This window comes from Roseovarius dicentrarchi (assembly GCF_003316635.1).
In the GTDB taxonomy this organism is placed as follows: Bacteria; Pseudomonadota; Alphaproteobacteria; order Rhodobacterales; family Rhodobacteraceae; genus Roseovarius; species Roseovarius dicentrarchi.
Window position 1 is genome coordinate 58,021 of record NZ_QNQP01000018.1, and the last position, 12,829, is coordinate 70,849.

The following is a 12,829-nucleotide window of genomic DNA, read 5'->3' on the forward strand; positions in this document are numbered from 1 at the left end:
CTATCGCAGCATTTCGAAAAGATCCGGTGTGTCCTCGTCGCGCCGCCTGCTCAGACCTTCGCCAAGATGTAGGCAATGGTGTTTAATTCGTGTCAGGCCTTTGCCGCCCTCGAAATGGACCCAGCCCCCTCTGGGCATGCCCACACTTACGATCAGCGCCCCGCATATTGGACAAGTCCGCCTGAACGATGCGCCCTCCTTGCTTTCACGGTCGCCCCGAACTGCCCAACCGCCGCGGACGGATACCGTGCGGCCCGTCGACAGGCGGCGGGTGTGCGCCTTACGGAAATACCAACGGTCCGTCATCCCAGCCCCCTCCTTTCCTCGACCCGGCTGCCGCTTGGGGTCGAACGCACATAGAAGCCTTGTGGAATAGCCTCCTGCACCAGCCCGACATGCGAGATCAGGCCGACGGCCCGGCTGCCCTCTGTCAGCGCAGCAAGCACCTGGATCACTTGGTCCAGCGTGCCCGCCCCATTCTCGGTGTCGAGGCTGCCGAAGCCTTCATCGATGAAGATCGTGTCCATTCTGATCTTGCCCGAAAGGCTCTCGACCACATCAGCTAGCCCAAGCGCGAGGGCTAGTGCCGCGATAAAGGTCTCGCCACCAGATAGCGTGGCTGTCGGACGCGCCTTGCCAGTGTTAATGTCGAAGACCTCGATTTCGAGCCCACGCTTGCCGCGACCGCCAGATGCCTCGAGCCCGCGCGTCAACCGGTAGCGACCACGTGTCATAGGGTCGAGCCTCATATTCGCCGCCTCGAGAACCTGGTCGAACATTGCACCGATCGCAAAGGTCTCGAGTGTCATCTTGAAATCGTTCTTGCCGTTAGCCAGATCAGCTAGACACCGGAGCGGACCGGTCTCGGTTTCAAGCCGCTCGGTTTCGGCTAGGGCCGCGGCTAGCGATTCCTTGAATTTGGTCAGTGACGATACATCCGTTCTCGCGGTGGCGAGTGCAGCGTTTGCAGCGTTCAAGGTCTGGGTTGCGTCTGCCAACGCCAGCTGAAGCGGGGCAAGATCCGGGCGTTCACGATCTACGCAAGCGGCTGTGGCGTTCTGCAATGTCGTGCGAGCAGCGATCAATCCATTGCGGTGATCGGTCACCTTCTGGCGGTCGGCGTCGAGGGTCGGGAAATGGGCCTTGCAAGCATCATATCCCGCTTTGTCCAGCCCGACCTCGGCAAGCCGAGCGCCAAAATCACCATGCGCCTTTTTCACGCGCTGCTGCTGCCCGTCGCGCGCCCGCTTTGCTGCTTCAAGCTGCTCTTGCGCACGGGTGAGCGCTTCACTGGCGGCTCGGTCCTGCTGCGTCGCCACTTCCAGCGCCTCGGAGAGTTGCCTTTGCTCTCTCTGCAAAGCCTCCCGTCGAGCGACAACCGCCTCGGGCGTGCGCAGACCTTCTGGCAGGGCCTCGATTACTGTGTCCAGCTTGGCGCGCGCGCCGGCAAGAGCGGTCTCGGCCTTTCCCGCAGCGGTGCGCGCCGTAGCCTCGGCAGTTTCTGCCTCGGTCACCTTTCGCTTGAATTCGGCCAACTGCTCCGCCATCGCGTCCAGATCGACCGCTTCTCCAAGCACGGCGACGGTGCCTTCAATTCGTGCGATTTCAGCTTCGAGTTCCGCCAACGTGCGCTCAGGGCGTTCCTGTTCCTCCAGCGCCTGCTTCTTTTCGTCGAGCCGCGTTCGGAAATTGCCGAGTTCGCTTTCTGCCCGAACCTTGGCTTCGGCTGCGGTTCTCGTCTGAACCTGCGCGTTACGAAACGCTTCGGTCAAACCAGATTGTTCGGGCGTGCCATGGGCCGGCACCGGATGATCGTGGGAACCACAGACAGGGCAGGGCGCTCCTTCGATCAACTTTTCCGCCAGAATGATCGCTTGCGTGCGCGAAAGCCGTGCCTCGGCATCAGCCAAGGCCGCGTCGGCGGCTCCCGCTGCTTCGGCTTTTGTCGCCAGTTCTTTCGAAGCCGCTTCGACCTTTCGTTCGGCATCCGCGACAGCTCCCTGCGCCTTTGCATGCGCCGCTGCCCTGACCCTTTCGCGGTTGACCTCGGCCAGCTCACCGGCCAGCTTGCCTCGCACCGTTTCGGTCTTTCGCGCTTGTTCGAGCGCCAGATAGGTCGCATCGCGCTGAAACTTGAGCTTTTCGCGGGCATCTATGGCCTCGGTTAGAGCCTTCTTCGCCGAAGCTTCGTCCTTCGCAGCGTCGTCAAACGCGCTTCTTAGCTCCGCTGCCTGCCCGACCTGGTTCTCGATCGCCTCCAACCTTGTCAGGTCAGCCTGAACTTGCTGCCGTCGCTCGTCGCCCGACTGTGCCTCGACCAGTTCTTGAGCCGTTTGATTCTTTGCCCCAGTGGCGGTGTGGAGCTCCGCTTCGGCCTTAGTCACGGCATTCACTGCGATCTGGCTATCGTGCTCCGCATCGTGCCAGGCCTTCTCAAGATCACGGGCCTGCAAGGCATTCTTGACTGCCTCGACCCGCATGGCCAGAGCATCGATCTCACCCGTTTTCGCTTCTAGATCGTCAAGTGCCTTCTGTGCCGTATCGACGGCCACAAAGGCCTTTTCGATCTGCTCGCCATCGGTCAGCGCCTTGCGCGCTGATTCGTTAGCCGTTTCCGCGCCCTGTTGAATTCTCCACTTTTCGTCGACCTTGGCTTCGGTTGCGGCAATCCCTAGTTCCAGCGCTTCAGCGCTCTCGAAGCCACGTTCCTCGAGCCGCGCCACATAGAGCGCGCGCTGGTCGCGCAACGCTCGTTCTGCCTCTGAGGCTTCTTCCTTCAGCCGTGCGGCGAGATCGCGATAGACTTTCACGTCAAATAGATCTCGCAATATCTCGACGCGCGCATCAGTCTTTGCGGCCAGGAACGTTTCGAACTTGCCTTGCGGCAAGAGCACGATCTGCCGAAACTGATCTGCCCCGTAGCCCAGCAGCGCCTCGACCTGTTGCCCCACGACCGAGACCTTCTTTTCAGCAATTACGCGGCCAGACTGGCTCGAACCAAGCGTGTCCATCGGGATCCCGGTAACGTCGAATAGCGAGGCTTCCGCTGCGTCCTCTGTCGTCCCTTCGCCGCGCGCCTTCGGACGCTCCTGCACCGGTCGACGACGGATCAAATAGGTTTTGGCTCCCAGTTCAAAGACAAATTCGACTTCAGTAGGGAGATCCGAGGCCGCGTGATCGGAGCGCAGCGAACGTGGTTCCTGATCGGTCTTGGTTGGCAATCCGAAAAGCGCGAAGGACATAGCCGAGAACAGCGTCGACTTTCCCGCCCCCGTCTGACCATAGATTCCAAACAACCCCGTTTCCAAGGCGGAGCGAAAATCCACCACCTCGGTTGTCGCAAAGGGCCCGAAGGCTTGAAGCGATAGGCGAATTGGTCTCATGTCTGCTCCTCCCCCGAGGTTGCTGAGTGGAGCTTGTCCGCTACAATCGCGACTTCGGCGGCATTCGGCTCCCGGCCACGCACAACCTTCATGAAGTCGCCGACCATCTCGATCGGCGTGACGGCGGTGCGCCCGCTACCAAGCAGTTTGGTCTCCAACGCCCGTGCCTGCCGGGCGTAGGCCAAATGGCAGGCATTAGGGTAGGTCGCGCGCAACCGCTTCATCGGATCGATCAGAGGGTTCTCATCCGTCAGGATAGCCTGGATAAAATCTTCAGACGAAGTTCCGGCCAGAAGATCCGAAAATGCCCCAGTGAGTGAGCGCACTTGCCGGATCGGGCGGAACGGCACTGTACGGATCTCGACTCCTTCAGCAGTTAGATCGACGACAGTCATGGATTTTTCGTTTCCCGCCTCGTCGAAACCGAAAGCGAGCGGTGCGCCGGAGTATCGAATGTGGCGCGCACCAACTTCCTGCGGCTCGTGCAAATGCCCCAGTGCAACATAGTCCGCCCCGTCGAAGACATCAGAGGGAACGGTTTCGATGCCGCCAACCCGCGTCAGGGCGCGCTCCACCTCGCCGACCGCGCCGCCCGCGACAAAGGCATGGGCAACGACGACCCAGCGCGCGCCTTCGGGCACCTGCCCCCTCGCTGCAGAGATCTGGGCTGCTATGACATCTGCCGGTGCGCTGATCCCCTCGTCCCCGAACACCTCCCGCGCGGCGTATTCATAAGAAAATGGCAACGCGGAAAAGGCGACCTCGCCACGTTCGTCTCGCAGCACAAGCGGAGTTTCAACCGCGTCGGCGATCCCGCGAACCAATACCCGCGATGCGGTGGAGAAGACAGACATTGCCTCGATTCGATCGCCGGAATCGTGGTTGCCAGAGATCATCACCACAGCGGCTTCGGTTTCTTCTGCCACGCGCTTGAGGAAGCGATTGAACTGCCGGATCGACGAATTGGGCGGCGACGCACGGTCAAAAACATCCCCTGCGATTACAAGAACATCGGCTCGCTCCACCAAGAGCGTCTCCAGAATTTGGTCCAGGATGGCCACATGATCCTCCTCAAGGCTCAACCCCATGAACTGCCTCCCGAGGTGCAAATCTGCCGTATGAAGTATTCGCATGTTACACCATTAGTTAATACACATGTAAAAATTACATGGACAATGGTAGGGAGTCAAGATATCCTTCCCCCATGCCTTTCAAAGACCTTAAACATGCCCAGCGTGCGCGCTTGGAATACCTCGACAGCCTGTTCTTCTGGGACGGTGCAGCGACTCGTGCTTCCTTGATCAAGCGTTTTGGTATTTCAAATGCGCAGGCCGCTCTCGATTTTCGGACCTACCTCGCCGAAGCGCCAAAAGGCGCGCTGCACTATGATGCTTCATCGCGCCAATACCATGCCCATGACAACTTTGAACGGCTAAGCGGCAAGGCGTCCTCGATGGAGCTGGAGCATCTCTTGGCTAGCGCACCATCTCCCGCATTCGATAGATTGCCGGATTTGCAACGCACTCAGGGCCTGCGTGTATTACGACCGCTCTACCGTGCCTACCGGGCCAAAGAAGCAACGAGGATCGTGTATCAATCGATGCGAGATCCAGAACCGATGACTCGCTGGATTGCACCTGTTCGGTTCGCTTCTGATGGCGTTAGGCTTCACGTACGAGCCTGGTGTTTTGAACGTGAGGATTTCCGTGACTTCCATCCTGCTCGCATAGACCCTGATCAGTCATTCGCAAAAACCAAGCCAGCCAATGCGGTGCCCCGAGATGACGATTGGTTCACCTGGGCCATCCTGAAGCTCAAACCGCATTCAAGATTGACTGACGCGCAGCAACGCGTGGTCCGCATTGAATTTGGGTTCACCTCAGACGTGCTGGAGGCCAGAACCCGGAAAGCACTTGAGTTCTACACGGAACGCCGATGGGGTCTTGAGCAAAAGGAGCCTCGTCTAGAACGGGTCTCTATCGACTATGTTCCGATGAGTGAGGAGGAGATCGATGCAAATTGACATGCGACGCATAGATCCCTGCCTCAACATGAACCGGTTCTATTCCGTGGAACTGACCAAAGACCTGTTCGGCCACCACGGCGTCCACAGACAGTGGGGCCGCCTTGGAACTTGGGGGCGACATCGCCATGATTGGTACGCGACAGAAACCGAGGCCGAATCAGTCCTTTCCGATATGGTCAAACAGAAGCTGACGCGCGGCTATCTGATCACACTGCCTGTGTCAGACGGCCAGGGAGTCTGAAATGTCATCGTTTGGAAAGTGGTCACAACAAGGTGTTCCACAAAAAGGCTGGACCTGCATCGGATTTGAGGATCTCGGTGAACCCGCCACCCAATGTGAAATGTGCGAAAGCCAGGACATCCGGTATGTTCACCAGATGCAGCACCCCGACTATCTGTATATTCTGGAGTGCGGTTGTGTTTGTGCCGGTAAGATGGAGGAAGACTACGCGGCCGCTTCCAAACGGGAATCTGACAGTAAAAATTTAGCTCAAAGGCGAGGGCGCTGGCTGACACGAAAATGGAAAGTCTCACAAAGTGGAAATCACTACCTGAAAACGGACGGGTTCCACATTGTAGTCTTTCCGAAAGACAGCGGATGGAGCGGAACGATCACCCGGCTAAGCACTGGGGTCTCAACTCAGGCCCGCCGCCTCTACGATACCCAAGATAAGGCGAAGCTTGGTGCCTTTGATGGCATGATCTGGCTAAAAAGCCACTAAGGGGCTGTCGGTTTGCCAATAGTTTCCTGAGTATTCACCATACGAAAATTGCCGATTACTCGCACCTCAGCATCTGTAGCTTTGGGCTCTCCAATCTCGCCATCCATTGCAGTACTGAACGGAGGCCAAAGCAGCCATCTCAGACTTTCCTTGGTGCTGCAAGCCCACGCGGTCGTACGCTGCAGGCTCATGGTGATCCAGACGCCTTGAAGTAATAGACACTGACGGTTTTCAAGACGAACGTTTGGCCTTTCAACCCCCAACCGAGGTAGCATTCATACCAGCCCGATGCCTCAATAACTAGGAAAGAGACCTCAGCTCTTCTCCGGGGGAAGCTTCTATCGGCAGCATGCAGCACTTCTCTGCGACCCATCGAACCGAGAGATGTCCTCCCCCACAAATCCCCGACCAACCATCCGCCTTTTGGAGGCTGAACGACACCACAATGCAAGGAACAACTACACTTTGCTCACTGACCGAGAGAGTGATAGCTTACAGAAGCAAACCTCGGCTCCCGAAAGGGGCGGCACAATCGGGCGCATTTTCGACATGCATATTGAACAGATCAAAATTGAAAACTTTCGGCTCTTGCAAAATTGCAGCCTCGACATGCGGGAAAAGACAACGCTTCTTGTCGGCAAAAACAATACAGGAAAAACATCCTTTGCTGTTTTGCTGGAAAAGTTTCTGGAGCGTCCTGATAGCTTCACTTACACGGATTTTCCGATACCGATAAGGCAGAAGATAATCAGTATTGACGATGATACGAATGTCGAGGATCTCGCGATCAGGCTGGTGCTGCGCATAGCTTACGACGAAACTGATAACCTTGCGATACTCTCCGAGTTCATGTTGGACCTAGATCCGACACGGCGACATACCAACATCCTTTTCGAATGTTGCATCGACAAGAAGAAGCTGCTGCGCGTTCTGCCGGGCGACCCCAAAGAGCGAAGGAAATTCATTGAAAACACCCTCAGCGGAAAACTTCTGAATTTTAAAGTTTATGCATTTGATGATTTCGGGCACACCGAGGAAACGCCATACTATCTAGCGCACCGCGATCAACTGGAAGAGAAAGAACGATCAGAGGTGCGAGCGCTATTGAACTTTCAAGTCATTCATGCTCGCAGAAATGTTGCGAGCTCAGAAGACGCTGGGCGTGGCGCCAAGCCTTTGTCAGCGATATCTACAAGGTTCTTTAAAAAGCACGACATCGAGGCCAATGACGATGACGAGACCACGGGGTCAAACGGTGAGAGCATTGAAAAGCTCAGATCAATGCTTGCCGGCATCGATGATCAGCTCGGAGAGCAGTATGCTCAGGTTTTCCGGGGCTTTCTGAAAAGTTCACGCGACTTTCTGGAGCTGGGCGATTTGAAGGTCGTCTCAAACATCCAGTCACAATCGCTGATCGAAACCTCATCGCAAGTCATATACGGCGAAACCGACAACTTTCTTCCTGAGCACCATAGCGGACTTGGATACTTGAACATACTTTATCTGCTGTTGCAGATCGAGTTGTGCCGTGACGACTTTGCCAGACGAAACGCTCCGCTGAACCTCCTGCTTATCGAAGAACCCGAAGCGCACACGCATCCGCAGATGCAGTATGTCTTCGCGGAAAAAATCCATGGATTGATCTCGCAAATTCCAAATTTGCAGGCTTTGCTAACGACTCATTCCTCCCACATCGTTTCCAAATCGAACTTTGAGGACATCAGGTATCTTTCACGACTGTCCCCTGCGGAGCCTGTCACGATCAAGAATTTTCACACTGATCTGAGCGCCAAGTACGAAGAGCTTGGAGCGGACGGAGCGGCGCTTTTTCAGTTTCTCAAGCAATATCTCACAATCAATTCTGCTGAGCTGTTCTTCGCAAGCAAAGCAATCTTCATCGAGGGAACCACGGAACGCATCCTGCTCCCCCTATTCATTGAGATGCATGACAGGGAAAATGACGGTGAAACAACGGAGAGCGGGCTGTCTTCGCAGAACATATCCGTTCTGGAAGTCGGCGCTAACGCGCGTGCGTTTGCGCCGTTCCTTGAATTCATTGGCGTTCGCACATTGGTCATCACTGATATCGACACAACTAAAGCTGTTGTCAGTGAGAAGTTGGGAAAGAATAGCTATCCCGCCTGTCCAGTTGCAGAGTCGACCCACACCTCAAATGAAACCCTGAAGCACTTCCTTTCAGCCCCTGATCCTAAGGAAGAGAAGGACTTCTCTGACTGGCATAAGCGGCTGGTAGATGGAGATGCCTCTTTGGGCGAAGGGCAGATTGAGCTTGCCTACCAGCTAGCGGAGGACGGTTACCACGCAAGAAGTTTTGAAGACGCTTTCATTTCGATCAACCTGGATAAAGTCAAGGCCCGCAAGGACACGTTGGCCGGTTTGAAAAACAGGGACACGCTCGAGGAATTCAGCGGCAATGACTTTTATTCTCTTACAGCTCAGATACTCGGAAAGAAATCCGATTTTGCCGGATCGGTTTTGTATGTGGCGCTTGTAGAAGGCGAAAGCTGGCGTGTGCCGAAATATATCATGGATGGTTTGAAATGGATTCACAAAAACTGAATCCGGTAGATCGGATCGCAGAGCTTGTTTCCGGCAGCGAGAACTTCGTTCTTCAAGGTGGGGCCGGAAGCGGAAAGACAGAGACTCTGAAAAGAGTCGTGCAAAAGGTTCTGAAGGCCAATCCAAGCCTTCGCATTGTGTGCATCACTCATACGAACAAAGCAGCAGACGAAATTGCTGATCGTATATCCGGCGATATCAAGGTTTCAACAATTCACTCGTTCCTGGGTCAGATTATTTCGCCGTTCAAGAAGAACATCCAACAGGTTTTTCCGAAGCTCTTCGAATTACCAGATTTTGTTGCCCTTGGAGATAACCACTATAACGGCGACGAAAAGGTGAGGAAAAAGGAGGAGCACGACCGGTTCAAGAAGGCACACGGCCAACTCGAAAACCGCCGCAGGACGGTACTCGGTGAAGATACAGCGAAGGTCATCGGGAAGCGGGAATACGACAAGGAACCCGACACATACATTGCGCAGCTCAATGGGTTGATCGGCGAGGTCAACGGGGAAATCCGTGACAATCTGGCGGCGAGACAGCCGAACGAGTTTTTCTACAATGATACTGCCTTTGACAACTTCAACGATCCTTCATACGGCCATGATGGCTTGATCGCGTTGGCCTGCCACATATTTGAAAGCTTCCCGCTGCTGGGCAAGATCGTATCTGATCGGCACGACTGCATCTTTATCGATGAGTATCAGGACACAAGTGCAGATATCGTTCGCGTCCTGCTGCGCTGTTTGCCTGAAGGTGCCAAGACCATCATAGGACTGTTCGGCGACTCCGAACAGGCCATCTATTCGGATGGCATAGGAAGCGTTCAGTCACATATCGATGCCAAAGAGCTTATTCTTGTCGAGAAGGAGGACAATTATCGGTGTTCTCCCCAGGTCATTGATTTTAGCAATAAATTTCGGACGGACGGTCTAAAGCAAGATGTAGCACTGAAATCGCTTGATGACGGAGCTCTTGAAACCCTTGAGAGCCGCCAGGGCAGCGTGAAGCTGGTGTACGACTTGGCTCCTGAGGAGATTGATACGGGAGATAAGGCGGAAGACCGGAAGACAAATACCGCCTTGTTCAGAGGTGCACTTGATGTGTTGGTTGAAAAAACCGCCTCTGATTATCCGGGCTACGTTCAGTTGAAACTGACGAACAAGTCTATTGCGAACGATGTCGGATTTGGAAGGCTATATCAGATCTTTGATGACCGATATTCCGAACCACGAGATCGCATGCGCAAGACGCTTGACAGGTTACAGTTTGGCGAGCTGATTGACCTGGTTGCTCTGTACAGTAGATTGCCGGGTGACAGGCGCTCATATAACCGCTTGATCGCGAAACTACGGAAGCGCGGATCTTCTATAACGTCAGTGGTAGACAAGGCCAAGCTCGAAGAAATGCTTCACTCGTTCGGGTCGAACGATCGCGCCGCCTATGAGGCCATAGAGTATGCCGCCGAATGTGGCTTGATAAGAGTTTCGGACAGCCACAAGGCATTTGTTGATCGGCGCAATGAGGTTTTAGCAAAGCTTGCAGGTGATCCTGTCTTTGCCGAGTTTGAAGAACTACACCTGAACGGCCACCGTACCAAACTCCAAATGTCAAAAGAGGTGGCTGTCACGAATATGAAGCACATCAGCGTTGAGGTTCTGGAGCAGGAGTACGACGACAGATTAAATGACCTGAAGCAGAAGAATTTTCTTGATTCATTGTTTTCCGCGGAACTCGCGCTGGGACAGGTATTGGCGTTTTACGAGTATGAAGACAGCGAAGGAGAGTTCTCCACGATGCACAAAACGAAAGGAACTGGCATCGAAAATGTGCTTCTCGTTGTCGACGAGTATGGTTGGACGACAGAGTATGATTTCAAGAGCTGCTTTTCGAAAGAGAACCCACAATCAAGGCGAGAAATTGCGTCAAGAAAGCTCCTTTATGTTGCAAGCTCGCGCACGAAGAAGAATCTCGTGTGTGTTCGCCTGATGAAAAGTCAGGAAGAGGCGGACCAGATTTCAGCTTTCTTTCCTGAAGCCATCAAACTCTAATTGTTGACCAGAAATTGTCTCCTAAATTTGTGGATGACATACATAACCGCTAGAGTGGCTCTGCAAGCGCCCACGCGTAGTCAGGCTTGGTTTTCTTCACGACCTTTGTATTAACATAAACTTCATTATGCGAATCTATCATGTACGCGGGTGCGCGCTACCCCGTAAGCGTCCGGTCTGACCGCCCTATGTCGCATTTTTCCACGGTAGCAGATCGTCGACACGAGTGATCTTGTAGTCAGGGATGCGGGCAAGGGTATCGGCCAGCCATGCCTGCGGATCGACGCTATTCAACTTGGCAGTTTCGATCAGGGTGTAGGCGATAGCTGCGGCCTTGCCGCCGGTTTGTGATCCGACGAACAGATAGTTTTTGCGCCCGATGGCGACGGAGCGCATCGCCCGTTCTGCGGTATTATTATCCAGTTCCAGGATGCCGTGGTCGAGATAGGGCCGAAGCCGTGCCATACGGGTCAGGGCATAGCGGATCGCACCCGCCAGTGGCGATTTTCCGGAGATACTAGGCAACTGGGCGTGTAGCCAGCTCTCGAGATCATCGAAGACCAGCTTTGCCTTCGCTTGCCGGATCTGGACGCGGTGATCGGGTGGCGATCCGCGCACTTCTTTCTCGACCGCGTAAAGCTGCGCGATGCGCCCGATGGCTTCATCGGCGATGGCCGATCCCTGTGCCCTATGGATGTCGACAAACTTGCGTCTGACGTGTGCCATGCAGGCAACCTCGCGGATGTCACCTGAGCGATAGATATCTTCGAACCCGGCATAGCCGTCTGCGTGCATCCAGCCCTGGTATCTTGCGAGATGATCCTTTGGATGCTGCCCTTTGCGATCCGGCGAGAACTGATACCAACTTGCGGGTGGGACGTCGCTGCCCCAAGGCCTCTCGTCGCGCCCATAAGCCCACAACCGCGCCGTCGCGGTCTTACCGGTGCCGGGAGCTAACATCTTCACTGGGGTGTCGTCCGCGAAGATGGCCTGTCCAGCCAGAACGTGCCGCCCAATGGCATCTGCAAGTGGTTCCAACAACGCCGTGGATTTGCCAACCCAATCCGCCAGTGTTGAGCGATCAATGTCGATCCCGTCGCGATCAAAGATCTGGCTTTGGCGATAGAGCGGCAGATGATCGGCGTATTTGTTGACAAGCACATGCGCCAGCAGGCCCGGGCCTGGACGGCCCCGCTCAATCGGGCGCGATGGCAACGCTGCCTGTGTGAAGGCCTCGCAACCCGAACACGCAAAGCGTGGCCGCACGATGCGGTTCACGATGAAGCGTCCCGGAACGTATTCCAATTCTTCGGTCACATCCTCACCCAGACGGCGCAGGCCGCCACCGCAATGGGCGCAATCATCATCGCCGGTGGTCAGCTCAACTTCCATGCGCGGGATGTGATCGGGGATCGGGCGGCGCTTGGGTTTATCCTTCGGCTCTTCATTAGGAAGGCGCAGCTTCGCGGTCATCTTGGCAACCGCGATCTCGCTGGTCTCCAGTGCCAGCTGAAGCTGTTCGATGCTCTCCGAGGACGATCCAAACCGGTGATGGCGTTGACCGGCCAACTGATGGCGCAGCTTCTCGATCAGGACCGCCTGGGCCTTCACTTCTGCCAGCAAAAGCGCCGTGAACTGTCGCAGTTCGTCGGGGTCTTTCGGCAGGGTTTTGTCGACATTCAGCATGGTCAAAGCATAGCAAAACAGCTGCCCGACGGGAATCCCGCACGTGCGTGTATTGCTGATTTATCCCGCCTTAAGTGGCGTCCAGCTGCGTTGCGGCAGACGCCAATCGATCCCTTCCAACAGCATCGCCAACTGAGCGGCGGTCAGGGCGATCTTACCTTCTTTGGCTGATGGCCACACAAACCGACCCTTCTCAAGTCGCTTGCTGAACAGGCACGCGCCTTGACCATCCCACCAGATGATCTTGATCAGGTTGCGCATTTCGCGGAAGTTGGGCAGTGATTTCGCGTGATCTCGGGCACGCATTTCACGGCATCGCGGGCAGCCATTTCATGCCCTCGGGCAGGCTGGCCAACAGGTGATATAGAGTCAGGGCGCGAC

The 12,829-nt window shown here is 55.4% G+C and carries 8 protein-coding genes and 1 pseudogene; 5 read left to right on the forward strand and 4 right to left on the reverse strand.

The window, feature by feature from the left end; all coding sequences use genetic code 11:
* Positions 1 to 302 precede the first annotated feature (302 nt).
* Positions 303 to 3,383: an AAA family ATPase gene (locus DQ230_RS12855; protein WP_113913015.1), complete on the reverse strand. Its 3,081-nt coding sequence runs from the start codon at positions 3,381 to 3,383 to the stop codon at positions 303 to 305.
* Positions 3,380 to 4,516, reverse strand: coding sequence for an exonuclease SbcCD subunit D (locus DQ230_RS12860; RefSeq protein ID WP_113913016.1), 1,137 nt, complete (start codon positions 4,514 to 4,516; stop codon positions 3,380 to 3,382). The genes DQ230_RS12855 and DQ230_RS12860 overlap by 4 nt, the downstream gene beginning before the upstream one ends.
* A 71-nt stretch (positions 4,517 to 4,587) precedes the next feature.
* On the opposite strand from DQ230_RS12860, the gene DQ230_RS12865 reads away from it, so the two are divergent.
* From DQ230_RS12865 to DQ230_RS12885, 5 genes are all read left to right on the forward strand, one after another.
* Positions 4,588 to 5,406, forward strand: a complete 819-nt coding sequence (locus tag DQ230_RS12865) for a BrxR family transcriptional regulator (RefSeq protein ID WP_113913017.1) — start codon at positions 4,588 to 4,590, stop codon at positions 5,404 to 5,406.
* Positions 5,396 to 5,650, forward strand: a complete 255-nt coding sequence (locus DQ230_RS12870; RefSeq protein WP_113913018.1) for a WGR domain-containing protein — start codon at positions 5,396 to 5,398, stop codon at positions 5,648 to 5,650. The genes DQ230_RS12865 and DQ230_RS12870 overlap by 11 nt, the downstream gene beginning before the upstream one ends.
* A 1-nt stretch (position 5,651) precedes the next feature.
* Complete coding sequence (locus DQ230_RS12875) at positions 5,652 to 6,131, forward strand: hypothetical protein (protein ID WP_113913019.1); 480 nt, start codon at positions 5,652 to 5,654, stop codon at positions 6,129 to 6,131.
* 465 nt (positions 6,132 to 6,596) lie between these two features.
* A complete protein-coding gene (locus DQ230_RS12880; protein WP_203228072.1) occupies positions 6,597 to 8,711 on the forward strand; it encodes an ATP-dependent nuclease in 2,115 nt (704 codons plus the stop codon).
* A complete protein-coding gene (locus tag DQ230_RS12885; RefSeq protein WP_113913021.1) occupies positions 8,693 to 10,762 on the forward strand; it encodes a UvrD-helicase domain-containing protein in 2,070 nt (689 codons plus the stop codon). The genes DQ230_RS12880 and DQ230_RS12885 overlap by 19 nt, the downstream gene beginning before the upstream one ends.
* A gap of 186 nt (positions 10,763 to 10,948) precedes the next feature.
* Here DQ230_RS12885 and tnpC read toward each other — a convergent pair whose 3' ends face one another.
* Together tnpC and tnpB are read right to left on the reverse strand one after the other, a co-directional pair.
* Entirely contained in the window at positions 10,949 to 12,448 is a 1,500-nt protein-coding gene (gene tnpC / locus DQ230_RS12890) for an IS66 family transposase (RefSeq protein WP_113913022.1), read from the reverse strand.
* Between the two features lie 60 nt (positions 12,449 to 12,508).
* A pseudogene (gene tnpB, locus DQ230_RS12895) lies at positions 12,509 to 12,703 on the reverse strand (IS66 family insertion sequence element accessory protein TnpB); the annotation flags it as partial.
* Positions 12,704 to 12,829 lie beyond the last annotated feature (126 nt).